Below are 23,562 nucleotides of genomic sequence, written 5' to 3' on the forward strand. Positions count from 1 at the left end.
TTATGCCCTTTATACTTCAAGCCGCAGATGCGTTGGCTGCGCACGTTCACCCAGGTCACTTACGTTAGTCAGCTCCCAGGGATTCATGCACTTGCCGCCTTCCTGCATCTCGAATTATTTCGGGCATTTAGCTCTCATTTTAGGGAGCAGGGCAGGGCGGGTAAAACAATTGTTGTTAAGCAGTGGTAACAAAAAGAAAGGGCGCGAAATTCGCGCCCTTTCTGGTGTTGCGGAGCTGTATTACCAGACGTAAGTCAGCAGGTCTTTAGAGGCCGGCGTCATAAAATCAACCGACATCATCACGCTCAATGCTGTGATAGCGACAATCGAGAACACAAACAGTTTACGCGCCCAAACTTTATCGTTTGAGGTTTTGTAACCTGAAAGCGCCATGCCCAACCACCACACACTCACTGCCGCGGCGACCACCAGATACTTGTAACCCGCGTAACCGCCGAGTGTCAGCATCAGCGTAGCAATCATGAACGCCAGGATGTATAGCGTAATATGATTTTTGGCTACCGAGATACCTTTCACGACAGGCAGAACCGGGATGTTAGCCGCCTGATAATCTTTGAAGCGGAAAATCGCAATCGCGTACGAGTGCGGCATCTGCCACAGGCTAAAGATAGCCAATAAGATCAGGGCGCCAGCATCAAACTGGTTGGTCACTGCGCAGTAGCCAATCACTGGCGGTGCTGCACCAGAGAGGCTACCGATCAGCGTGCCATACACGGAGTTGCGTTTCATATACAGGCTATAAATGCCCACATAGACAACGAAGCCCATCACCGCCAGCCACATGGCCAGCGGGTTAGCGCCGAAATACAGCAACGCAAAGCCAGCAATACCCAATGCGGTTGCATAAACCAGGCTTACTTTCGCCGAGATCAGGCCTTTGACCAGAACACGGTTCCGCGTTCTCTCCATTTTGATATCGATATCGCGGTCAATCACGTTGTTGAATACACAACCCGATGCGACAACCAGCGAAACGCCCACCAGTGAATAGAGAAACAGGGGGTAATCAATGCTGCCTTTCGAAGCCAGCAAGAATCCACCGATCACAGAAATTAAGTTGCCGAAAATAATTCCTGGTTTTGTTACTTGCAGGTATTGCTTAATCATTACGTGTGACTCTTTAGTCGGCCATCATGTTGTAGTTGAGGTTCCACATGATCCACAGTGAGCCGACAACAACAATCAAAATAATGAGTGCTGAGAAGACAATCGCCACCATGTTCCAGCCACCCTCTGACTTGCTGTCTAAGTGCAGGAAGTAGACCAGGTGCACTAACACCTGAACCACCGCACACACCAGAACCACACCCAGAATCGTGCCGTGTGATGCGCCGCCATCCATTACCATCCAGAACGGAATACCGGTCAGGATGATAGAGAGGATGAAGCCGATCATGTAAGACTTCACGCTACCGTGAGAAGCGCCATGTTCGTTAACTGAATGACTCATTACATGGCTCCCATCAGATAGACAACGGTGAATACGCAGATCCAAACCACATCCAGGAAGTGCCAGAACAAGCTCAGGCACATGATGCGGGTGCGGTTGGTTGCAGTCAGACCACGTTTAGAAATCTGGAACATCATCACTGCCATCCAGATCAGGCCTGAAGTCACGTGCAGACCGTGGGTACCGACCAGCGTAAAGAACGCGGACAGGAAACCACTGCGGTCAGGACCGAAGCCTTCCAGGATCAGGTGATGGAATTCATAGATTTCCATGCCGATGAATCCAGCACCAAACAGGAAGGTCAGAGCCAACCAGCTGATGACTGAACCTTTGTTCTGGTTGTTCATCGCGATCACTGCCATTCCATAAGTAATGGAGCTGAGCAGCAGCAGCGCGGTTTCAACCAGCACAAACGGCAGTTCAAAGATGTCTTTACCTGCCGGACCACCGGCAGTGTTATTGACCATAACTGCATAGGTCGCAAACAGGGTTGCGAAGATAATGCAGTCACTCATCAGGTAGATCCAGAAGCCAAAGACTTTATTGGCTCCTGCATCGTGATGCCCATGCTCCGCATGGGCGTCGTGGTGGTGTTTTGCAGTTTCAGTTGACATTATTTCAGACCTGCTTTGCTGATTTCGTCAAAGTGCTTCTTCTCGATCTGCTCGACTTCAGCAACCGGAACGTAGTAATCCACGTCTTCATCGAAGCTCTTCACAATCCAGGTCACAATTGTGGCCAGGAAGGTAAGGCCAGCCAGCCACCAGATGTGCCAGATCATCGCGAAACCAAACACGGTCATGAAGGCTGCGATAATCAGGGCTGCGCCGCTGTTTTTCGGCATATGAATTTCTTCATATTTTTCTGGTTGCTTATAGGCTTCGCCTTTCTCTTTCATTTCCCAGAACGCATCGCGCTCGTGGATTTCAGGGATAACAGCAAAGTTATAGAACGGAGGCGGTGAAGAGGTTGCCCACTCCAGCGTACGACCACCCCACGGGTCACCGGTCAGATCGCGGTTCTGGTCGCGGTCACGCACAGAAACGTAGAACTGAGTCAGCTGGCACAGGATACCGCATGCAATCAGTGCCGCACCGCCTGCTGCAACAACCAGCAGTGAGTGGAACTGAGGATCGATGTCCTGGCTGATACGACGGGTCATACCCATGAAGCCCAGTGCGTACAGCGGCATGAAGGCAACGAAGAAACCAATGATCCAGAACCAGAATGCACGGATACCCCATTTTTCGTTCAGGGTGAAGCCGAATGCTTTCGGGAACCAGTAGGTCACGCCAGCCATACAACCGAACACCACACCACCGATAATCACGTTATGGAAGTGTGCAATCAGGAACAAGCTGTTGTGCAGAATGAAGTCCGCACCTGGAACGGCCAGCAGAACACCGGTCATACCACCAATAGAGAAGGTGACCAGGAAGCCGATTGTCCACAGCATCGCTGAGTGGAACTCAACGCGACCCTGATACATGGTGAACAGCCAGTTGAAGATTTTCACGCCGGTCGGAATGGCGATGATCATCGTCATAATACCGAAGAAGGCGTTAACGTTGGCGCCGGCACCCATGGTGAAGAAGTGGTGCAGCCAAACGATGAACGACAGAACGGTAATTGCGATGGTCGCCCACACCAGAGAGGTGTAACCGAACAGACGCTTTTTGGAGAAGGTTGCAGTGACTTCCGCGAACACACCGAATACCGGCAGAACGAGGATGTATACTTCCGGGTGACCCCAGACCCAAATCAGGTTGACGTACATCATCATGTTACCGCCCATTTCATTGGTGAAGAAATGGAAGCCGAGGTAACGGTCAAGCGTCAACAGTGCCAGCGTGACGGTCAGAACCGGGAACGCAGCGATGATCAGGACGTTGGTACACAGTGATGCCCAGGTGAATACTGGCATCTTGAACAGGTCCATACCCGGTGCACGCATCTTCAGAATGGTCACGAAGAAGTTGATACCGGTCAGTGTCGTACCGATACCGGATAGCTGGAGACTCCAGATCCAATAATCGACCCCGACGCCAGGACTGTATTCCGCGCCCGAAAGCGGTGGATAAGCCAACCAGCCAGTCTGTGCGAACTCGCCCACACCCAGAGAAATGTTCACCAGGATCACACCGATCGCGGTAAACCAGAAGCTCAGGTTGTTCAGGAACGGGAAGGCAACGTCACGTGCACCGATTTGCAGCGGTACCGCGATGTTCATCAGACCTACCACGAAAGGCATCGCCACGAAGAAGATCATGATCACGCCGTGCGCGGTGAAGATCTGGTCGTAGTGGTGCGGTGGTAATATGCCGGCTTCGCCTGCGGAAGCCATCACTTGTTGGGTACGCATCATTACTGCATCGGCAAAGCCGCGCAGCAGCATGACGAAAGCCATGATGATGTACATGATACCCAGTTTTTTGTGGTCAATGGAGGTGAACCATTCTGACCACAGGTATTGCCACTTACCAAAATAAGTAATCGCGGCAACCAGTGCCAGACCACCTAAGATGATTGCGGCTACCGTTACCACGATAATGGGTTCGTGGTATGGCACTGCATCCAGTGTTAATTTTCCGAACATCGTATTATTCCTCGGCTCCCGCAGCAGCGGCGTGATTCATGTCCATGCCTTTGTGCTCTGGCATGTCCATCTTCCCGTGGCTCATCATGAACTTATCAATAACCTGCTTGAACAGTTCTGGATTCGCAGTTGAGAAATATTCCACCGGGTGATTTTCGCTTGGCGCAGCCAGTTTCTCGAAATCATCCATGGTGGTCAGCGCGTTAGGTGCTGCTTTAACTTTAGCCACCCACTGCTGGAATTCCGCATCGTCTTTGGTTGCAATGGCTTTGAACTTCATGCCAGAGAAACCGCGACCACTGAAGTTCGCAGAGATACCGTCGAATGTTCCTGGCTCATTGGCGATCAGGTGCAGTTTAGTCTGCATGCCCGCCATGGCGTAGATCTGGCTACCGAGCGTAGGAATAAAGAAGGAGTTCATTACGGAGTTGGAGGTGATCTTGAAGTTCACCGGAGTATTTGCCGGGAAGGCAATCTGGTTCACGGTTGCAATACCCTGTTCCGGGTAGATAAACAGCCATTTCCAGTCCAGCGCAACCACATCGATCTCAACCGGCTTCACATCAGAGACCAGCGGTTTGCTTGGCTCAAGTGCGTGGGTTGATTTCCAGGTCAGCACGCCGAGGAAGATAATGATCAGGATTGGAATCGTCCAGACCACGGCTTCCACTTTGTTAGAGTGTGACCAGTTAGGGCTATAAGTCGCATTAGTATTAGTTGCCCGATATTTCCAGGCAAAGAATACTGCCATGAAGACTGCCGGGATAACCACGATCATCATCAAGCCAAAAGCTGTCAGAATCAGCGAACGTTGCTCCAGTGCAATCTGTCCTTTGGGATTTAACAACGCACTATCGCAGCCACTGAGTAATACAGCGCCTGCAATTAATGACAAAATCCCCAAACTTTTATTGTATTTCCTGAGTCTCATTTAACGACCTCAATGACAAAGGGCTCTATTGTCGTTTAAGTGTGCGCGCATTTTACGGGAAGGTTTATGCAGTGTAAACCAGCTTAAGGATGTGTCAGAAGGCTGTTGACACCTTTTGCTAAGGGTGTCACAGATGTTGCGCAGGGTGACAAATTATTAATTGCGACAAGCAGTTGGCGTCAATATAACAAAAAACAATGATAGAAACCGCAGAAAAATCAGGGAAAGCATAAACCGTACTATTAATGCCCATTTATTTAACAATTGTGTAGCATTTGGGTGATGACTTTTCTACAAAGTAATTGCGCACCGGATTTAAATATAATCCAGGGTTGTTAATTTAATGTTTCTTTTTCGCGATGAAAAAAATGCTATTCGTTAAAATGAGTTCGTTGTTATTTTTTTAGCCAAATATTTAGCCGCTGGCAAAATATCATTACTTAACTCAGATTTTTTCCCGGCATTTTTCTTAACGCCACACAATCCAGAATCACACCTAGCGCCACGGCCACCAGCGCCAGTGCCATGCCCATCTCAAAAAGCGGTGTCAGCAGCGCATTGACATGCCAGATCCCCGCTGCATTCAGTGCTAGCATCACCAACCAGAGTGCCAGCAGGCCACTTCCGAAGCTGAACAGACGCACTGTCCAGCGATAGCCCTGCGACCAGCGGGTTCGTATCATAAACTCCCCGCTCTGCTGAATGGCTTGCAGGGTGCTGCGGCTAATCCACAGCAGCAATAAACCGGGCACGCCTGCAAACACGGTGAAAGCATAGAAGGTCGGCCAGCCCCACAGCTCGACCAGCCATCCCGCTGCGGGTCCGACGTAAACACGCCCGACGGCGGAAAGGGCAGAGAGCAGCGCGAACTGTGTTGCGGAAAACGACTTATTGCACAATGTCATCAGCAGCGCCACAAACGCGGCGGTGCCCATCCCCCCGCAAAGATTTTCAATGAACACTGCGCTCGCCATGCTCCATAAATGAGGCGGCGTCACGGCCAATAGCCAGTAAGCGAAGTTGGAAACGGCCTGAAGAATGCCGAAAATCATCAGGGCACGGAACAGACTCAGGCGTTGCATCAGCACACCGCCGTACAGCGCACCAATGATGGTTGCCAGCAATCCCAGCGTTTTATTCACCAGTCCGACATCGCCGGCGCTGAAACCCACGCCGCGAATCAGGAAGGTGGTGGTGAGCGACGCAGCAAAAGCATCACCCAGCTTATAAAGGATGATTAAGGTGATCAGCAGCCAGGCATTGTTACGCAGGAAGAAGTCTTTGAGCGGGAACGAAACGGCCTGACGCAGGGTGTGCGGCTCGCGCGCGGGTGCTGCGGGCTCTTTGGCCAGCAATGTCGCCATCAAACCTGGCAACATCAACAGTGCCATTAACCAGTAAGTCGCCTGCCATCCCAGATAGCGATCGGCCAGCCACAGCGCCAGTCCGCCTGAAATCAGCATCGCCAGGCGATAACCCAACACAGTAATCCCGGCTCCGCTGCCCCTTTCTTCTGGCGGTAGCACATCGGTTTTCCAGGCATCAAACACGATATCCTGCGATGCAGAACAGAAGGCAACCAGCACGGCCAGGGCAGCCAGCAGCGTCAGATCGCGCGAAGGCTGCATAAAGCCCATGGCGATAATACCGGCGATCAGTGCGAGTTGAGTGACCAGTAACCAGCCACGGCGACGGCCAAGAAACGGCGGGGTATAGCGATCCATCATCGGCGACCACAGGAACTTAAACACGTAAGCCTGGCCGACAAGGGAGAAGAAACCGATGGTTTTCAGATCGACATTCTCTACGGTCATCCACGCCTGTAGGGTCCCGGCCGTGAGTGCTAAAGGCAGTCCGGAAGCAAAACCGAGCAGCAGTAATACGGCTGCATTACGTTGGGTGAAAATGCGCAGATAGTGAGAAGTCATAACCAACCTGAAATGATGCCCGGCCAAAGATGACCGGGCAGAATAGCTGAGGAATTAGCGGGCGTTCTGTTTAATAAATTCGTGAACGCTGGTGTCCTGCGCCATATCAGCAATCACGTCGCTCAGGGTAGAGTTGACCGCGTTGGTGATCTTCGCGTTAGTGGCGGTGAATGCGCCTTCTACGCTGTAAGTCTGACGATAGTTTTTAACCTGCTTGTTGCCGTTTTTCGCGGTTGCAATGATGGAAATGTCAGCTTTGGTGGTAATGCTGTAACGCACGTTACCTTGTGTCACATCAGCGTAAAGACCATTGACGACAATCTGCAGGTCAACCGCACCGTTTGGACCGATCATATAACCGCGTGCTGTCATCTGCTTCTCCAGCACTTCCTGTAACAGGAAACGCAGATCGCGCGATGGTGTTAAGGTGACTAACTGACCGTCACGATTCACTTTTGCCAGTGCCTGATCGGAACGCTGATCGGCACCGTTAACGCTGATGGTGGCACCCATCAGACCGGGATCTTGCTGTGGCAGCTGGATCTTAGGCTGAATGTTCAGGGTGGTGTTATTGCTGGCACAGCCGGCCAAAATAAACGCAGCCAGCAGAGGGAATAACAGTTTTTTCAACATACTCATTCTCGTTAGCATATGGGTTGGTTTGCAAAACTGCGGCCATCATAGCATTGCGCGACGGCGAAAAAAGCCCCGTGCCAGTGGAAATTGATTGTAAAGGCTTTTTTCGGACAGGCGGTCATGCAACAGCATTGACCTGACGCATGAGCCCGTTAAGATGCGCAGCAGATCAGGAATTATTTCCGGCGCGCCTGCGGGTTGGGCAAAAAACCTACTAATATTTAAACAGATGGGCACAGCGCTCGCCGTTGAGGAGTGTTAACAATGATTCGCGAACAAATAGAAGAAAAGCTGCGTAAGGCGTTCGAACCTGCACATCTCGAAGTGCATGATGAAAGCTATCGTCATAACGTGCCCGCTGGTTCTGAAAGCCACTTTAAAGTGGTGATTGTCAGTGATGTGTTTACCGGCCAGCGATTCCTGCAGCGTCATCGCGCCATTTATGGCGAATTGACCGAAGAGTTAGCAGGGAGCGTGCACGCACTGGCACTACACACTTACACGCAAAAAGAGTGGGATGGCTTGCAAGATACCGTGCTGGCGTCACCGAACTGTCGTGGAGCGGGTACCCTCGCCTAAGTTCACACTTCATCCTCTCTCAAAACGGCCTGCGGGCCGTTTTCTTTTCATCTATTACCCTCAAACGCGATCCATGGCGCAAAAAAGCAGCAAAACCGCTAAAAAGTGGTGAGTTTGCAGCCTCGACTCATTCCAGCGATGCCGCTATAATGCGGCGTCTATTTTTCCGGAATGTCTTCGGGACGCTTCTGGTGACAGGGATTAGGTTCTGCCTGCAGAGGCCGTCCCGATTGTTGGATACGGCGCATTTAATGTGTGGTGTCTGAAGTTGACCGAGCACGTGATTTTTTGAGGTAACAAGATGACAGTTTCAGTAGAAACCACTCAGGGTCTGGGCCGTCGCATTTCGATTACTGTTGCAGCTGACAGCATCGAAAGCGCAGTGAAGAAAGAACTGGTGGAAGTGGCTAAGAAAGTCCGTATCGACGGTTTCCGTAAAGGCAAAGTGCCGGCAAACATCATTTCTCAGCGCTACGGTGCTTCTGTTCGCCAGGACGTGCTGGGCGAGCTGATGACGCGCAACTTCGTTGACGCCATCATCAAAGAGAAAATCAACCCAGCTGGCGCACCAAACTACGTGCCAGGTGAGTACAAAGAAGGTGAAGATTTCACCTACGCGGTTGAGTTCGAAGTGTATCCTGAAGTTGAGCTGAAAGGCCTGGATGCTATCGAAGTCGAGAAGCCAGTGGTTGAAGTCACCGATGCTGACGTTGATACCATGCTGGAAACCCTGCAGAAGCAGCAGGCGACCTGGAAAGAGAGCGATGCAGCAGCGACTGCTGAAGATCGCGCAACCATCGACTTCTCCGGTTCAGTAGACGGCGAAGAGTTCGAAGGCGGCAAAGCGTCTGACTTCGTACTGGCGATGGGCCAGGGTCGTATGATCCCAGGCTTCGAAGAAGGTGTTGTTGGCCACAAAGCGGGCGAAACCTTCACTATCGACGTGAAATTCCCGGACGATTACCACGCTGAAACCCTGAAAGGGAAAGACGCGAAGTTCGAAATCGTGCTGAAAAAAGTGGAAACTCGCGAGCTGCCAGAACTGACTGAAGAGTTCATCAAGCGCTTTGGCGTTGAAGATGGTTCCGTTGCCGGTCTGCGTGCAGAAGTGCGTAAGAACATGGATCGTGAGCTGAAAGGCGCTATTCGTAACCGCGTGAAATCTCAGGCGATTGATGGTCTGGTTGAAGCCAACGACATCGACGTGCCAGTGGCACTGATCGACAGCGAAATCGACGTTCTGCGCCGTCAGGCTGCTCAGCGTTTTGGTGGCAACGAGAAGCAAGCTTTCGAGCTGCCACGTGAGCTGTTCGAAGAGCAGGCTAAACGTCGCGTCGTTGTTGGTCTGCTGCTGGGCGAAGTGATTCGCATCAACGAGCTGAAAGCTGACGAAGACCGCGTTAAAGCGCTGATCGAAGAGATGGCTTCTGCGTACGAAGATCCGCAGGAAGTGATCGAGTTCTACAGCAAGAACAACGAGCTGATGAACAACATGCGCAACGTTGCACTGGAAGAGCAGGCTGTTGAAGCGGTTCTGGCGAAAGCCAAAGTGACCGATAAAGCAACCAACTTCCAGGAACTGATGAACCAGACCTCAGCGGCCTGATTCGTTAGTTAACCGAAAGTGCGAAGCCCGCGACTGAAAAGTCGCGGGCTTTTTCGTTTTAAGGCGCTAACCGCACAGATTTGTCCTCTATTTGCCTAATTAATCGGCAAATTGTTCGCTAAGCTCTTTTTCCGTGTTAGCGAATGGGCAAAAGGTTGTTATGCTTGAAACAACTGGGCAGCATCCCCAGATACAGGGAGAATGCATGAAAACAGTGAGACTGGCTGATTAACCGTCCTGTTATGTCGGAGTGAGAAGGCAGCGCATAGTTTTCCCGACGCGCCTCACGTAATATCGGTACAGAATGTTGCCAATGAAATTTATCAGGAGACGGTAATGTCATACAGTGGCGATCGTGAATTTACTGCACCGCACATGGCGCTGGTGCCAATGGTGGTCGAACAAACCTCGCGCGGCGAGCGTTCATACGACATTTACTCCCGCCTGCTCAAAGAGCGTGTGATCTTCCTGACCGGCCAGGTTGAAGATCATATGGCCAACCTGATCGTGGCGCAGATGCTGTTTCTGGAAGCTGAGAATCCTGAAAAAGACATTTATCTCTACATTAACTCGCCAGGCGGTGTAATTACTGCCGGGATGTCGATTTATGACACCATGAAATTCATCAAGCCGGACGTCAGCACCATTTGTATGGGTCAGGCTTGTTCGATGGGTGCGTTCCTGCTGACTGCAGGTACCAAAGGTAAGCGCTTCTGCCTGCCGAATTCCCGCGTCATGATTCACCAGCCGCTGGGCGGTTATCAGGGCCAGGCGACGGATATTGAAATCCATGCGCGTGAAATTCTGAAAGTGAAGCAGCGTATGAATGAGTTGATGGCTGAACATACCGGCAAATCACTGGAAGAGATCGAACGCGACACTGAGCGCGATCGTTTCCTCTCTGCCAGCGAAGCGGTAGAGTATGGCTTGGTCGATTCCATCCTGACGCATCGCCAATAAGACACATCTGGCTGCCCCTTACGCTATAGTTAACGGGGCAGCACGATGAGTTGCATGAATATCGGCCGTTGATGTGCGGCCAGTGCCGTACACCAAATTGGGTCTGAGAACGAAAAGAGGTTAGCTGATGACAGATAAGCGCAAAGACGGTTCAGGTAAGTTGCTGTACTGCTCTTTCTGCGGCAAAAGCCAGCATGAAGTCCGTAAGCTGATTGCCGGGCCGTCAGTGTATATTTGCGACGAATGTGTTGATTTATGCAACGACATCATTCGCGAAGAGATTAAAGAAGTGGCTCCGCACCGTGAGCGCAGTGCACTGCCGACACCGCATGAAATCCGTCATCATTTAGATGATTACGTCATCGGTCAGGAAAGGGCGAAAAAAGTGCTGGCGGTAGCGGTCTATAACCACTACAAACGTCTGCGCAACGGCGATACTAGTAATGGAATCGAATTGGGCAAAAGTAACATTCTGCTGATCGGTCCAACCGGTAGCGGTAAAACTTTGCTGGCTGAAACCCTGGCGCGTTTGCTGGATGTTCCGTTCACCATGGCGGATGCCACCACCCTGACCGAAGCCGGTTATGTGGGTGAGGATGTGGAAAACATCATCCAGAAATTGCTGCAGAAGTGTGATTACGATGTGCAGAAAGCACAGCGCGGTATCGTTTATATCGATGAAATCGATAAGATTTCTCGTAAGTCAGATAACCCCTCAATCACGCGTGACGTTTCCGGTGAAGGCGTACAACAGGCGTTGCTGAAGCTTATCGAAGGTACCGTTGCCGCGGTTCCGCCGCAGGGTGGACGTAAGCATCCACAGCAGGAGTTCCTGCAGGTTGATACGTCTAAGATCCTGTTCATTTGTGGTGGTGCTTTTGCTGGCCTCGACAAAGTGATTTCCCAGCGCGTGGAAACCGGATCCGGTATCGGCTTCGGCGCTACGGTGAAAGGTAAATCGCAAAAAGCCAGCGAAGGCGAGTTGCTGTCGCAGGTTGAGCCAGAAGATCTGATCAAATTTGGTCTGATTCCAGAATTCATTGGTCGTCTGCCGGTGGTGGCGACGCTGAGTGAATTGAGTGAAGAAGCCCTGATTCAGATTCTGCGCGAACCGAAGAATGCGTTGACCAAACAGTACCAGGCTCTGTTTAACCTTGAAGGTGTGGAGCTGGAGTTCCGTGATGAAGCGCTGACGGCGATCGCTAAGAAAGCGATGTCACGCAAAACCGGCGCGCGTGGTCTGCGTTCTATCGTAGAAGGTGCGCTGCTGGAAACCATGTACGATCTGCCATCGATGGATGACGTGGAAAAAGTGGTGATTGATGAGTCAGTGATTGACGGTCAATCCGAGCCGATGTTGATTTATGGTAAGCACGAAGCTCAGGCTTCTGGCGAATAAATAAACAATCTAACCATGTTGTTATCTTAAAAAAGGGGAAAATGTTTCCCCTTTTGTTTTTCTCTCTCCCCTGACATTGAATGTCGACCAAGCATCCCCATATACTCAATATCCTGTGGGTTGAACTGCAAACTTCTTTTACGCGGTACCCATCACCTGGCGGACATTAAACTAAGAGAGAGCTCTATGAATCCTGAGCGTTCTGAACGCATTGAAATCCCCGTGTTGCCTTTGCGCGACGTGGTGGTTTATCCGCACATGGTAATTCCGTTGTTTGTTGGTCGGGAAAAATCGATTCGTTGCCTCGAAGCCGCAATGGATCATGACAAGAAGATCATGCTGGTTGCCCAGAAAGAGGCTTCAACGGATGAACCTGGTATTAACGATCTCTTCTCTGTAGGGACCGTCGCTTCCGTATTGCAGATGCTCAAGCTGCCCGATGGCACGGTGAAAGTGCTGGTTGAAGGCTTGCAGCGTGCGCACATCACCACACTGGCCGACAATGGCGACCATTTTGTTGCCCAGGCCGAATACCTGATCTCGCCAGAAATTGAAGAGCGTGAGCAGGAAGTGCTGGTGCGAACGGCGATTAATCAGTTTGAAGGCTACATCAAACTGAATAAAAAAATTCCTCCTGAGGTTTTGACCTCACTGAACAGCATCGACGATGCGGCGCGTCTCGCCGACACCGTGGCAGCGCATATGCCGCTGAAGCTGGCTGATAAGCAGTCAGTGCTGGAAATGTCCGACATCAACGAACGTCTTGAATATCTGATGGCGATGATGGAATCCGAAATCGATCTGCTGCAGGTTGAGAAGCGCATTCGCAATCGCGTGAAAAAGCAGATGGAGAAAAGCCAGCGTGAGTACTATCTGAATGAGCAAATGAAAGCCATTCAGAAAGAGCTGGGCGAAATGGATGATGCGCCGGACGAATACGAAGCGCTGAAACGTAAAATTGAAGCGGCAAAAATGCCGACTGAAGCGCGCGAAAAAGCCGAAGCAGAACTGCAGAAGCTGAAAATGATGTCGCCGATGTCTGCAGAAGCCACCGTGGTACGCGGTTATATCGACTGGATGGTTCAGGTTCCGTGGGTCGCGCGCAGCAAAGTGAAAAAAGACCTGCTGAAGGCGCAGGAAACGCTGGATACCGATCATTACGGTCTGGAACGCGTGAAAGACCGCATTCTTGAGTATCTTGCGGTGCAGAGTCGCGTTAGCAAAATTAAGGGCCCAATTCTGTGCCTCGTCGGACCGCCAGGCGTGGGTAAAACCTCGCTGGGTCAGTCGATCGCGAAAGCCACCGGCCGTAAATATGTGCGTATGGCGTTGGGCGGTGTACGTGATGAAGCGGAAATCCGTGGACATCGCCGTACTTACATCGGTTCTATGCCGGGCAAACTGATCCAGAAAATGGCGAAAGTTGGCGTGAAGAACCCACTGTTCCTGCTGGATGAGATCGACAAGATGTCGTCCGATATGCGCGGCGATCCGGCTTCGGCACTGCTGGAAGTGCTGGATCCAGAGCAGAACATTGCGTTCAATGATCACTATCTGGAAGTGGATTACGATCTCTCCGATGTGATGTTTGTGGCGACCTCTAACTCCATGAACATCCCGGCACCGCTGCTGGATCGTATGGAAGTGATTCGTCTCTCGGGTTATACCGAAGATGAAAAACTGAATATCGCCAAACAGCACTTACTGCCGAAACAGATTGAGCGTAATGCACTGAAAGAAAAAGAGATCAGTGTTGACGATAGCGCCATCATCGGCATTATCCGTTACTACACCCGTGAAGCGGGCGTGCGTAGTCTGGAACGTGAACTCTCCAAGCTGTGCCGTAAAGCAGTGAAAACGCTGTTGATGGACAAAAGTAAGAAGAGCATCAAGATTAATGGTGAAAACCTTCACGACTTCCTCGGCGTGCAGCGCTTTGATTATGGTCGAGCGGACACTGAAAACCGCGTAGGTCAGGTCACCGGTCTGGCATGGACGGAAGTGGGGGGCGATCTGCTGACCATTGAAACCGCCTGCGTACCGGGTAAAGGCAAACTGACTTACACCGGCTCACTGGGTGAAGTGATGCAGGAGTCTATCCAGGCGGCGTTGACAGTGGTTCGCGCACGTGCGGAGAAACTCGGCATCAACGGGGATTTCCACGAGAAACGTGACATCCACGTGCACGTGCCGGAAGGGGCAACGCCGAAAGATGGTCCAAGTGCCGGTATAGCCATGTGTACGGCGCTGGTTTCTTGTCTGACCGGTAACCCGGTGCGCTCTGATGTGGCGATGACAGGTGAGATCACTCTGCGCGGTCAGGTGTTGCCGATTGGTGGTCTGAAAGAGAAGCTGCTGGCAGCGCATCGCGGTGGCATCAAAACCGTGTTAATCCCGGATGAAAATAAGCGCGATCTGGAAGAGATTCCACAGAACGTGATTGCCGATCTGACCATCCATCCTGTGAAGCGTATTGAAGAGGTGCTGAACCTGGCACTGGAAAATGCGCCTTACGGCATGCAGGTTGCGACGGCAAAATAGTGATTAACGGCAAAAACCGTTAAAAAGCGAAGCTGGCAGGCCAAATGGTGCTTGCCAGCTTTTTTTTGTGCCGCTAATTTAGGGGGCTGTTGAATCAACGATTAAGATGAATACCGTTGTTTCAGCTCCACAGGCTTGATATAACTGGCTGCGCGTTCGCACCGGGCGGGAAGCGCGGGTGCGATGTGAATAATAAAAGAGGGGATGAATAGAGTGAATAAGTCACAGTTGATCGACAAAATTGCTGCAGACGCTGACATTTCTAAAGCAGCAGCGGGACGTGTGTTAGATGCATTCATGGGCTCCGTTTCTGACGCGCTGAAAGGCGGTGATGAAGTGGCACTGGTTGGTTTCGGTACTTTCTCTGTACGTGAGCGTGCTGCTCGTACAGGCCGTAACCCGCAAACCGGTAAAGAGATCACCATCCCGGCTGGTAAAGTTCCGGGCTTCCGTGCAGGTAAGGCACTGAAAGACTCAGTCAATTAATGACCGCTGACACATCCATTGAAGCATTTTCTTCTATGGATTGAGGACGAAAAAGCCGTTCTCATGTAACATACGGGCACATCATTTTTGATGTGCCTTTTTTATTCTTGATGCGCGGCGATGGCCACAGGCTATTGTCTCCGCATGGTTGCCAACTGCCAGCCTGAACAGCAGTTGCACGATGATGACATCGTGTCAGAGCTTTACATTCACACTACAGCGGAGTGTTGTCATACCATGATGGACAATTTACGCGCGGCGTCGAATCATGTCGTGCTCAAGATCATTCTGGGATTGATCATCCTGTCTTTCGTACTGACCGGGGTGGGCAACTACCTGATCGGCGGTGGCAGCGATTATGCCGCCAAAGTTAATGGCCATGAAATTAGCCGTGCAGAGCTTGAGCAGGGCTTTAACAACGAGCGTAATCGTCAGCAGCAGATGCTGGGCGATCAATTCTCGCAGCTGGCCAGCAACGAAGGTTACATGCAGCAGATGCGTCAGCAGGCGCTGTCTCAGCTGATTGATCAGGCGTTGCTTGATCAATACATCAAAGATCTGAAGATTGGCATTAGCGATGATCAGATCAAGCAGGCGATCTTCAATCAAAAAGCTTTCCAGACTAACGGCAAGTTTGATAACGCGAAATACAACGGCTTAATCACTCAGATGGGCTTTACGCCGGATCAGTACGCGGCGGCGCTGCGTAAGCAGTTGGCCACTCAGCAGTTGATCAATGCGATCGCTAATACCGATTTCATGCTGAAAGGTGAAACCAGCAAGCTGGTAGACCTGGTCTCGCAGCAGCGTGAAATTCGTCAGGCGGTGATTGATGTTAACGCGCTGGCAGCGAAACAAACGGCCAGTGATGATGAGATCAATCAGTATTACCAGCAGCATCAGAACAGCTTCATGGCACCTGAGCAGTTCCGCGTCAGCTACATCAAAATGGATGCTGCCAGCATGCAGGAAACCGTGAGCGAAGCGGACATTCAGAGTTGGTTCGATCAACACAAAGCTGACTACTCACAGCCGCAGCGCAATCGCTACAGCGTGATTCAGACCAAAACTGAAGCGGATGCCAATGCCGTTCTGGAAGCGCTGAAGAAGGGTGAAGACTTCGCTACGCTGGCAAAAAGCAAATCCATTGACCCAATTTCGGCACGCAAAGGCGGCGATATGGGTTGGCTGGAGCCGGGTACCACGCCGGATGAGCTGAAAAATGCCAACCTGACGCAGAAAGGCCAACTGTCTGGCGTGATCAAATCTTCAGTCGGTTTCCTGGTGGTACGTCTGGATGATATCCAGGCCGAGCAGATTAAGCCGCTGGCTGAGATCCATGACGCCGTTGCTGACAAGGTGAAGCAGGAAAAAGCAGTCGACGCCTTTTACAAGCTGCAGCAGAAAGTCAGTGAAGCGGCCAGCAATGACAACGAGTCGTTGGCGGGTGCGGCACAGGCTTCCGGTCTGAAAGTCACGGAAACCGGCTGGATCACGCGTGATAATGTTCCGGCTGAACTCGATTTCGATCAGGTCAAGCAGGCGATCTTCAACGGTGGACTGGTGGGCCAAAACGGTGCGCCGGGTAATAACTCTGACATCATCAGCGTCGATGGCGATCGTGCATTCGTGCTGCGCATCAGTGAGCACAAGCCTGAAGCCGTGAAACCGCTGGACCAGGTGAAAGCGCAGATTGCCGACACGCTGAAGCATGACAAAGCCACACAGCAGGCTAAAGCTCAGGCCGATAAGCTGCTGGTTGATCTGAAAGCCGGTAAAGAAGATGCGCTGAAAGCGGCAGGCTTGACCCTGAGCGCCAGCAAATCCTTTGATCGTAATGCACAAGACCCGGTTGCGCAGTCTGCCTTTAACTTGCCACAACCCGCGGAGAACAAACCGTCCTGGGGCGTGAGCGAAGATATGCAGGGCAACGTGGTGCTGGTCGCACTGGATAAAGTCAGCCCGGGTAATATGCCGCAGGCGCAGATTGATGAGATGGTGAAAGGCGTGACGCAGAATAACGCACAGATTGCGTTTGAAGCGCTGCTGGAAAACCTGCGCAAAGACGCGAAAATCAAATACGGCGCGGCTGCACAAAACCAGTAAGCCTCACAAAAAACGTGAATCCGCTGCAACACTCAAAGGCCGCTTCTGCGGCCTTTTCCATTTCTGGAATTGCCCTTTTGAGCCTGAAAACACGCTGTGACACTCTGCTGTGGCTGTCAAACACAAGGAGAAACACAGCATGGTGAAATCAACTTTTCGCGCTCTATGTATCACGCTGGCGCTGGGTGGCGCACTCTATACCACCGGACTGTCTGCGGCCGAAAGCCCCAGCGAAACGCAGGCGACGCAAGTATCCTCGCCGCAAGAGGGACAGGTCAGCATCAATCAAGCCAGCGCTGAACAGCTCGCAGCCGCAATGAACGGCATCGGCCTGAAGAAAGCTCAGGCGATTGTCAGTTACCGCGAGCAATATGGTCCGTTTACCGCCATCGATCAGCTTAAGGAAATACCGGGCATCGGCAATGCGCTGGTCGAACGTAACAGCGATCGCCTGAAACTGTGAGGCGGGTCGCGACTTTGAAGGATTGATAAAGCACCCAATCAGGCTGTGCTATGCTCAACAGGTCATACCAGTTGGCATTCACAGTCTGAACAGGAGTAACAATGCAAACCACAATCAAAGTACGCGGCTATCATCTGGACGTTTATCAGCATGTGAACAACGCACGTTATCTCGAGTTTCTGGAAGAGGCGCGCTGGCAATGGCTGGAGGATGTCGATGCTTTTCACTGGCTGATGGATCAGAAGCTGGCGTTTGTGGTGGTCAATATCAATATTAACTATCGTCGTCCGGCGGTGCTGGGCGACGTATTACATATTGAGAGCGAAGTGTCACAGTTGAATGGCAAAAGCGGCATTATTTCGCAGCGCGTGCTGCTGGCGGGTGATAACACCGTGGTGGCAGACGCCGCGTTAACTTTCGTCTGCATCGATTTGCGTACGCAAAAAGCGGTACCGATGGAAGGGGAGCTGCGCGACCGTTTGTCGGCATTGATGGTAGAAAGCCATTAACAGCGGAGCGAGCTGGCGTCAGAAACGCCAGCCAGCTAAACCGCTTAATAAGTTCCAGCCAGCGAAGCCGCTTAATAAGTTCCAGCTAGTTAAGTAGCCCAATGAGTTGCAGCGAACGAAGACGCTCAATCAGTTCCTGCTAGCGAAGCAGCTCAATTATTTCCTGCAGCTAAACCCTCCCAACCAGCCAGGCCGCGCAATCACTGCGAGCCACCGATTTAGCGCAATCAGTTAAGGCCGCTTTTTTGTTTCATCGCTGCCATGACGGCTGAAGCATTAGCCTGATAATCCGCCAACCCGCGCGCGCGCAGATGGCAAGCCGCGCATTCACCACAGCCATCGCCTTTCACGCCGTTATAACAGGTCAGGGTTTCCGCCCGCACCAGTGGCAACTGCTGCCAGTAATCGGCCAGCGCCCAGGTTTCCGCTTTATTCAGCCACATCAGTGGCGTTTCGAAGCGAACGTTGCGCGCCATACCGAGACTCACGGCATTGTTGAGCGCTTTAACGAACTCATCGCGGCAATCAGGGTAGCCGGAGAAATCTGTTTCGCAGACACCGGTAATCACCGCCTCGGCTTCCACCTGATAGGCGTAGATAGAGGCTAAGGTCAGGAACAGAATATTGCGGCCCGGCACAAAAGTGCTCGGCAACCCGCTGGCGTCAGGATCGTAAGTGGGCACTGGAATGTTATCGCGCGTCAGGCTGCTGACTGCCAGCTCATTGAGCAGCGTCACATCCAATACTTTGTGTGCACGCGCCCCCAGTTTGTGCGCCAGTTCTGCCGCGACTTCAATCTCTTCGCGATGGCGCTGACCATAATCGAAGGTGACACAGTGCACTTCATCATACTGCTGCAGTGCCTGAATCAAGCAGGTGGTGGAATCTTGTCCGCCACTGAATACGACAACGGCTCGTTTCATCTCAATTTCCCCAAAAATCAGTGCGTCTATGGTACTGGCTCGGGCGCGGGCTGAACAGCCCCTGCGGTTGCGGGCGGTGGAATCCAGGCGCGGGTGAAATCAAACCAGCCCAATGTATTGAGCTGGATGCCTTCAACGCCGGGCGGGGCAAACACCTGATAGCGATAGTTAAACAGCGGCAACAGATGTCCGTCACCCATCAGCTGCTGGAACAATTGCTGTGTTAATGCTGCGCGTTGCTCTGGGTCGGGCTGATGGGCGATAGCGATGAGTGGCGCTTGTAGTACCGGGGCACGTAAGGGAGTCCATACGGGATCGTTCTCCAGCCAGTTCACCAGGGTAAACAGCGGCGCATCGCCAATTAAACGGTCACCCATCACCACATCGGCATCGCTCAGGTCGATATCGTCACGCCAGTTTTTCACATCATGAAAAACGCAGGTTAATTCGCAGCCCTGATGGGCCAGCAAAGGCACCAGCGCCTGCGCCATCACATGCAGTTCGATAGGAAGATGGTAGTGCAGTGTGAGTTTTTCGGGCAGCTTGACGGTGGTCATCCCGGCAGAGGGAACGGGCCAACCGGGCAGCAACTCCTTGCTCGCGGTAATCAAGCCTTCATCCAACGGTAACTGCTGAATCACGCCACTGTGTTGTATTAATGCAATCAGTGTTGTTGCCTGAGCAGCAGTGAAACTGGCGGAAATGCGCGGTGCCAGATAACAGAAGCCGAGGCTGATGCTGTGATCGACCGGGCGCAATGCGTCCAGCTCGTCAGGATCGCCAATGGCGATTTGCACCGGATGACGACAGCTGGTGCCGAGACCATGGGCAAACAGCTGTGGAGTAATCCAGTATTCCACCAGCTGAATCAGCGGTCGTTGCAGATGCCAGCGGGCATGACTTTCCAGGCGAACCAGCTCATCGGTGAAATGGGTCAGCTTCCAGGGGCCACTGCCTATATCCACTGCATCAGGATGTGGCAGCAGGCAGTATTGATGTGCCAGACGCTGCGGCAGCCAGTAGTCGCTCTGACGCAATTGAATACGCAGAGCCAGCGGATGTGGCGCCTCGATGCGTTCGATAGAGGCCAGCAGGCGGCTGCCGCGCACGGTTTGCATAATCTGCTGTAACTGAGCAACCAGCTGCGCAGCTTGAATTGGCTCATCGTTGTGCCAGCTGAGCTGAGGTCGTAACCAGAAATACCAGTCACAGCCGCTGCCATCATGTTGCCAGTGATGCGCAAGATCACCTTCTACATCGTCGCCATTAAAGCGCGTCAGGCCAGAGAAAATCTGCCGCACCAGGTGCTGCTCAGCCCTTCCGGTCAGACGCAGCGGCCGCAGCGGCTCCATCGCGCGATAATAGGGAATACGCAGTACCGGTGCCTGATTCTGCCATTGGCCGCCCATCAGCGGTCGCAGCATTTTCACCAGCCGCTCAGGATGAAGATCCAATATCTGCAACGCTTGTATCGCTTCGCCTGCTTCCAGTTGCTGGGTTAGCAGCTGTTGGCGAAGTTGTTCAGGTGAGATCAGAAATGTCAGTTCGCCTTGTTTTCCCCGGCCGGATTCGCCGCGCCAGTGCAGCCAGCCTGCATCCTGCCACTGGCGTAATAAGGTACGTACGTGGCGCTCACTGCAAAAACAGTGTTGGGCCATGGCAGCAACACTCAAACGCAGAGGCTCGCCCTGGCTGAGTTGCCACAGGCGCTGAAATTGATTAACCCGATGAAGTTGGCGCATCGCTAAACCCGGAACAGTTTCATGAAAGTATTCACTATTAGTTCCGTAATTACCAGGCGATAGTAGATTCCTCACTCAGACAGGAGACATTGCATGGCTCGCCTCGCGGCATTTGATATGGATGGCACGTTGTTACTGCCGACGCATCGGTTAGGGAATGAAACCATCGACACCCTGCATGCCTTGCATCAGCGCGATATTACCATTGCCTTTGCCACGGGCCGCCATCTGATGGATGTGCAGGTGGTACGTGAACAGCTCACCCTGCCGGCCTGGTTGATCACCGGCAATGGCACACGCATTCACGATCTGGAAGGTCAGCAGCTGTTTGGCTGTGATCTGTCCTCTTCTGTAGCCGAAGAGGTGATCCACACGCATTGGCAAACGCCGGCATCGATTCATATCTTCAACGATGAGGGCTGGTTCACCGATAAACCGTTGCTGGGAGCATTGGAAGCACACGTGATGAGCGGCTTCCATTATCAGCTGCGCGATTTGCGTCAGATGTCGGCGCATGAGGTGACCAAAATTTGCTTTATTGCACCGCATGAGATGCTTCAGGCGTTAAAAGTAGAGTTGCAGCAAGCCCTGGGCGAGCGCGCCAATATCTGTTTTTCCGCATGGGATTGTCTGGAAGTTCTGCCGCTGGACTGCCACAAAGGCGCGGCGCTGGCGCATCTGTGCCAGCATTTGTCGCTATCAATGGCGGATTGTATGGCGTTTGGTGATGCGATGAATGATCGCGAAATGCTGGAGCGCGTTGGCAGCGGGTTCATCATGGGCAACGCCATGCATCAATTGAAATCGTCGCTGCCGCATTTGCCGATTATTGGACATTGCGAGACACAGGCGGTGTCTCATTACTTAAATCACTGGATGAGCACACCACACCTCGATTATTCCCCCGAATGCTGAGGCTTACAGTGAACCGGACAGGATGTCCGGTTTTTTATTGCATACCCGTCATACTTCGAATTGCAGGTGCGTTGGCTGCACTCGTTTACCCGAATCACTTACTCCAGTAAGCTCATCGGGATGCTCTCGTTTGCCGCCTTCCTGCAATTCGAATTATTTAGGGTAAAGCTCACGCAGCCACGGCTGAATATCCCCGATATGCTGCGCGACCCACTCTGGGTTGTAATAGGTGTCCGGATAACGCTCACCGCTGTCGCACAACAGCGTCACCAGCGAACCTTGCTCGCCATTTTCCCGCATGCGTTTCGCCACCTGCAGCATGCCCCAGAAGTTGGTGCCGGTTGAAGCGCCAGGGCGACGACCCAGAATTTTCTCCAGATGAAGCATCGCAGCCACTGTCGCGCCATCGGGTACTTTGATCATTTCGTCGATCACATCCGGTAAAAACGACGGCTCCACGCGCGGACGTCCGATGCCTTCAATCATGCTGCCGCGATCGCTGCGCAGCGCGCTGTCACGACTATGCCAGAAATCAAAGAACACGGAGTGCTGCGGATCCACCACCAGCAGACGCGTATCGTGCCCCTGATAACGGATATAGCGGCCCAGTGTGGCCGAAGTCCCGCCGGTTCCCGCGCTCATCACCACGGTATGCGGCACCGGGAAAGGCTCATGCGCCATCTGACGGAAAATACTTTCTGCGATGTTGTTGTTGCCGCGCCAGTCAGTCGCGCGCTCGGCATAGGTGAACTGATCCATAAAATGACCGTTGAGTTCACGCGCCAGACGTTCCGATTCGCTATATAGCTGACAAGGATCGGCAACGAAATGGCACTCGCCGCCGTAAAAACGGATCATTTCAATTTTGCGTTTCGCCGTGCTGGCGGGCATCACGGCAATAAATGGCAGACCCAACAAACGCGCAAAATAGGCTTCTGACACCGCCGTGCTTCCGGATGACGCCTCAATGATTGGCGTATTTTCGCGGATCCAGCCATTGGCCAACCCATACAGGAACAGCGACCGCGCCAGGCGATGCTTCAGGCTGCCACTCGGATGGGTGCTTTCATCTTTGAGGTAAAAGCGGATGCCCGGAAAATCCTCCAGCGCAAAGCGAATAAGATGCGTATCCGCAGAGCGTTGAAAATCGGCGTTAATTTCATTGATGGCGTGGCGAACCCAGGGCGTTTGCATGTGACGAATCCGTAATCATTATTGTGCACAGTGTAAGGCACTGGCAGGAAAATAAGGTTGCTTTAATCCGGGTATAATGCCCGAATAAGAGAAAATTTTTCTCCCGGAGCGCCGAATGCTAGATAAAACTGACCGCACTTTGCTGGCGATACTGCAACAGGATTGCACGTTATCACTGCAGGCCTTGGCGGATGCGGTGAATCTCACTACCACGCCGTGCTGGAAACGCCTGAAAAAGCTGGAAGATGATGGCATTATTCGTGCGCGCGTGGCTTTGCTGGATGGGGAGAAGATGGGCCTTTCTCTCACCGCTTTCATGTTTGTCAAAACACAACAGCACAGCAGCGACTGGTTTCAGCAATTTGTTGCCGTGGTACAGCAGATGCCTGAAGTGATGGCATTCTATCGCATGGCCGGAGAGTACGATTATCTGCTGCGCATCCAGGTGGCCGATATGAAAAGTTACGATGCATTTTATAAACGTCTGGTGAATGGCGTGCCAGGCCTGATTGATGTGACCTCCAGTTTCGCCATGGAAGAGATTAAATACACCACCGCGTTGCCGGTAGCGCCCTGA

At 52.3% G+C, this 23,562-nt stretch carries 21 protein-coding genes; 11 read left to right on the top strand and 10 right to left on the bottom strand.

Annotated elements, in window-relative coordinates:
• Positions 1–240: 240 nt before the first annotated feature.
• From cyoE to WFP70_RS23100, 7 genes are all read right to left on the bottom strand, one after another.
• Entirely contained in the window at positions 241–1,128 is an 888-nt protein-coding gene (cyoE, locus tag WFP70_RS23070; protein WP_034828090.1) for a heme o synthase, read from the bottom strand.
• Between the two features lie 13 nt (positions 1,129–1,141).
• Positions 1,142–1,471 carry a cytochrome o ubiquinol oxidase subunit IV gene (locus tag WFP70_RS23075; RefSeq protein ID WP_034828092.1) on the bottom strand — a complete coding sequence of 110 codons (330 nt, stop codon included), beginning with the start codon at positions 1,469–1,471 and terminating at the stop codon, positions 1,142–1,144.
• The gene (locus WFP70_RS23080) at positions 1,471–2,085 is read right to left on the bottom strand and encodes a cytochrome o ubiquinol oxidase subunit III (protein ID WP_038648564.1); all 615 of its coding nucleotides are present in this window, start codon (positions 2,083–2,085) and stop codon (positions 1,471–1,473) included. Before WFP70_RS23080 ends, WFP70_RS23075 begins: the two co-directional genes overlap by 1 nt.
• A complete protein-coding gene (cyoB, locus tag WFP70_RS23085) occupies positions 2,085–4,067 on the bottom strand; it encodes a cytochrome o ubiquinol oxidase subunit I (protein WP_034828096.1) in 1,983 nt (660 codons plus the stop codon). The genes WFP70_RS23080 and cyoB overlap by 1 nt, the downstream gene beginning before the upstream one ends.
• 4 nt (positions 4,068–4,071) lie before the next feature.
• Positions 4,072–4,998, bottom strand: coding sequence for a cytochrome o ubiquinol oxidase subunit II (cyoA, locus tag WFP70_RS23090; protein WP_034828097.1), 927 nt, complete (start codon positions 4,996–4,998; stop codon positions 4,072–4,074).
• A gap of 440 nt (positions 4,999–5,438) precedes the next feature.
• On the bottom strand, positions 5,439–6,926 hold the full coding sequence (gene ampG, locus WFP70_RS23095) for a muropeptide MFS transporter AmpG (protein WP_337024548.1): 1,488 nt from the start codon (positions 6,924–6,926) through the stop codon (positions 5,439–5,441).
• A 54-nt stretch (positions 6,927–6,980) separates the two neighbouring features.
• Positions 6,981–7,559, bottom strand: a complete 579-nt coding sequence (locus tag WFP70_RS23100) for a lipoprotein (protein WP_034828101.1) — start codon at positions 7,557–7,559, stop codon at positions 6,981–6,983.
• A gap of 267 nt (positions 7,560–7,826) precedes the next feature.
• Between WFP70_RS23100 and bolA the strand changes: the two genes are divergently transcribed.
• The 9 genes from bolA (at position 7,827) to WFP70_RS23145 (ending at position 18,211) form a co-directional block, all read left to right on the top strand.
• Complete coding sequence (gene bolA, locus WFP70_RS23105; protein ID WP_034828103.1) at positions 7,827–8,141, top strand: transcriptional regulator BolA; 315 nt, start codon at positions 7,827–7,829, stop codon at positions 8,139–8,141.
• A gap of 301 nt (positions 8,142–8,442) precedes the next feature.
• Positions 8,443–9,747 carry a trigger factor gene (gene tig, locus WFP70_RS23110; protein ID WP_045833927.1) on the top strand — a complete coding sequence of 435 codons (1,305 nt, stop codon included), beginning with the start codon at positions 8,443–8,445 and terminating at the stop codon, positions 9,745–9,747.
• 336 nt (positions 9,748–10,083) lie between these two features.
• A complete protein-coding gene (gene clpP, locus WFP70_RS23115; protein WP_008103933.1) occupies positions 10,084–10,707 on the top strand; it encodes an ATP-dependent Clp endopeptidase proteolytic subunit ClpP in 624 nt (207 codons plus the stop codon).
• A gap of 127 nt (positions 10,708–10,834) precedes the next feature.
• The gene (gene clpX, locus WFP70_RS23120; protein WP_034828109.1) at positions 10,835–12,106 is read left to right on the top strand and encodes an ATP-dependent protease ATP-binding subunit ClpX; all 1,272 of its coding nucleotides are present in this window, start codon (positions 10,835–10,837) and stop codon (positions 12,104–12,106) included.
• Between the two features lie 186 nt (positions 12,107–12,292).
• Entirely contained in the window at positions 12,293–14,647 is a 2,355-nt protein-coding gene (gene lon / locus WFP70_RS23125) for an endopeptidase La (protein WP_034828111.1), read from the top strand.
• 213 nt (positions 14,648–14,860) lie between these two features.
• Positions 14,861–15,133 carry a nucleoid-associated protein HU-beta gene (gene hupB / locus WFP70_RS23130; protein WP_034828113.1) on the top strand — a complete coding sequence of 91 codons (273 nt, stop codon included), beginning with the start codon at positions 14,861–14,863 and terminating at the stop codon, positions 15,131–15,133.
• Between the two features lie 237 nt (positions 15,134–15,370).
• Positions 15,371–17,239 carry a peptidylprolyl isomerase gene (gene ppiD, locus WFP70_RS23135; RefSeq protein ID WP_166933784.1) on the top strand — a complete coding sequence of 623 codons (1,869 nt, stop codon included), beginning with the start codon at positions 15,371–15,373 and terminating at the stop codon, positions 17,237–17,239.
• A 139-nt stretch (positions 17,240–17,378) separates the two neighbouring features.
• Positions 17,379–17,702 (top strand): ComEA family DNA-binding protein, encoded by a 324-nt coding sequence (locus WFP70_RS23140; protein ID WP_034828115.1) that lies wholly within the window; start codon positions 17,379–17,381, stop codon positions 17,700–17,702.
• A 101-nt stretch (positions 17,703–17,803) separates the two neighbouring features.
• Positions 17,804–18,211, top strand: coding sequence for an acyl-CoA thioesterase (locus WFP70_RS23145; protein WP_058962233.1), 408 nt, complete (start codon positions 17,804–17,806; stop codon positions 18,209–18,211).
• 227 nt (positions 18,212–18,438) lie between these two features.
• Here the strand turns inward: WFP70_RS23145 and queC are convergent, their stop codons facing one another.
• Positions 18,439–19,134, bottom strand: coding sequence for a 7-cyano-7-deazaguanine synthase QueC (gene queC, locus WFP70_RS23150; RefSeq protein ID WP_058962234.1), 696 nt, complete (start codon positions 19,132–19,134; stop codon positions 18,439–18,441).
• 26 nt (positions 19,135–19,160) lie between these two features.
• Positions 19,161–20,876 (bottom strand): SgrR family transcriptional regulator, encoded by a 1,716-nt coding sequence (locus WFP70_RS23155; protein WP_337024549.1) that lies wholly within the window; start codon positions 20,874–20,876, stop codon positions 19,161–19,163.
• A 93-nt stretch (positions 20,877–20,969) separates the two neighbouring features.
• Here WFP70_RS23155 and cof point away from each other — a divergent pair, with 93 nt between their 5' ends.
• Positions 20,970–21,791: an HMP-PP phosphatase gene (cof, locus tag WFP70_RS23160; protein WP_211728042.1), complete on the top strand. Its 822-nt coding sequence runs from the start codon at positions 20,970–20,972 to the stop codon at positions 21,789–21,791.
• Between the two features lie 153 nt (positions 21,792–21,944).
• Here cof and WFP70_RS23165 read toward each other — a convergent pair whose 3' ends face one another.
• On the bottom strand, positions 21,945–22,985 hold the full coding sequence (locus WFP70_RS23165; protein WP_160867929.1) for a PLP-dependent cysteine synthase family protein: 1,041 nt from the start codon (positions 22,983–22,985) through the stop codon (positions 21,945–21,947).
• Between the two features lie 115 nt (positions 22,986–23,100).
• Here WFP70_RS23165 and WFP70_RS23170 point away from each other — a divergent pair, with 115 nt between their 5' ends.
• Positions 23,101–23,562, top strand: coding sequence for an Lrp/AsnC family transcriptional regulator (locus WFP70_RS23170; RefSeq protein WP_034828126.1), 462 nt, complete (start codon positions 23,101–23,103; stop codon positions 23,560–23,562).

This window comes from Pantoea sp. USMM079, assembly GCF_037153115.1.
GTDB classification, from domain to species: domain Bacteria; phylum Pseudomonadota; class Gammaproteobacteria; order Enterobacterales; family Enterobacteriaceae; genus Pantoea; species Pantoea communis.

Excerpts from the sequence above, each read along its gene's own strand:
- cyoE (WP_034828090.1), bottom strand. The coding sequence starts at position 1,128 with ATGATTAAGCAATACCTGCAAGTAACAAAACCAGGAATTATTTTCGGC.
- WFP70_RS23075 (WP_034828092.1), bottom strand. The coding sequence starts at position 1,471 with ATGAGTCATTCAGTTAACGAACATGGCGCTTCTCACGGTAGCGTGAAG.
- WFP70_RS23080 (WP_038648564.1), bottom strand. The coding sequence starts at position 2,085 with ATGTCAACTGAAACTGCAAAACACCACCACGACGCCCATGCGGAGCAT.
- cyoB (WP_034828096.1), bottom strand. The coding sequence starts at position 4,067 with ATGTTCGGAAAATTAACACTGGATGCAGTGCCATACCACGAACCCATT.
- cyoA (WP_034828097.1), bottom strand. The coding sequence starts at position 4,998 with ATGAGACTCAGGAAATACAATAAAAGTTTGGGGATTTTGTCATTAATT.
- ampG (WP_337024548.1), bottom strand. The coding sequence starts at position 6,926 with ATGACTTCTCACTATCTGCGCATTTTCACCCAACGTAATGCAGCCGTA.
- WFP70_RS23100 (WP_034828101.1), bottom strand. The coding sequence starts at position 7,559 with ATGTTGAAAAAACTGTTATTCCCTCTGCTGGCTGCGTTTATTTTGGCC.
- bolA (WP_034828103.1), top strand. The coding sequence starts at position 7,827 with ATGATTCGCGAACAAATAGAAGAAAAGCTGCGTAAGGCGTTCGAACCT.
- tig (WP_045833927.1), top strand. The coding sequence starts at position 8,443 with ATGACAGTTTCAGTAGAAACCACTCAGGGTCTGGGCCGTCGCATTTCG.
- clpP (WP_008103933.1), top strand. The coding sequence starts at position 10,084 with ATGTCATACAGTGGCGATCGTGAATTTACTGCACCGCACATGGCGCTG.
- clpX (WP_034828109.1), top strand. The coding sequence starts at position 10,835 with ATGACAGATAAGCGCAAAGACGGTTCAGGTAAGTTGCTGTACTGCTCT.
- lon (WP_034828111.1), top strand. The coding sequence starts at position 12,293 with ATGAATCCTGAGCGTTCTGAACGCATTGAAATCCCCGTGTTGCCTTTG.
- ppiD (WP_166933784.1), top strand. The coding sequence starts at position 15,371 with ATGATGGACAATTTACGCGCGGCGTCGAATCATGTCGTGCTCAAGATC.
- WFP70_RS23140 (WP_034828115.1), top strand. The coding sequence starts at position 17,379 with ATGGTGAAATCAACTTTTCGCGCTCTATGTATCACGCTGGCGCTGGGT.
- WFP70_RS23145 (WP_058962233.1), top strand. The coding sequence starts at position 17,804 with ATGCAAACCACAATCAAAGTACGCGGCTATCATCTGGACGTTTATCAG.
- queC (WP_058962234.1), bottom strand. The coding sequence starts at position 19,134 with ATGAAACGAGCCGTTGTCGTATTCAGTGGCGGACAAGATTCCACCACC.
- WFP70_RS23155 (WP_337024549.1), bottom strand. The coding sequence starts at position 20,876 with ATGCGCCAACTTCATCGGGTTAATCAATTTCAGCGCCTGTGGCAACTC.
- cof (WP_211728042.1), top strand. The coding sequence starts at position 20,970 with ATGGCTCGCCTCGCGGCATTTGATATGGATGGCACGTTGTTACTGCCG.
- WFP70_RS23165 (WP_160867929.1), bottom strand. The coding sequence starts at position 22,985 with ATGCAAACGCCCTGGGTTCGCCACGCCATCAATGAAATTAACGCCGAT.
- WFP70_RS23170 (WP_034828126.1), top strand. The coding sequence starts at position 23,101 with ATGCTAGATAAAACTGACCGCACTTTGCTGGCGATACTGCAACAGGAT.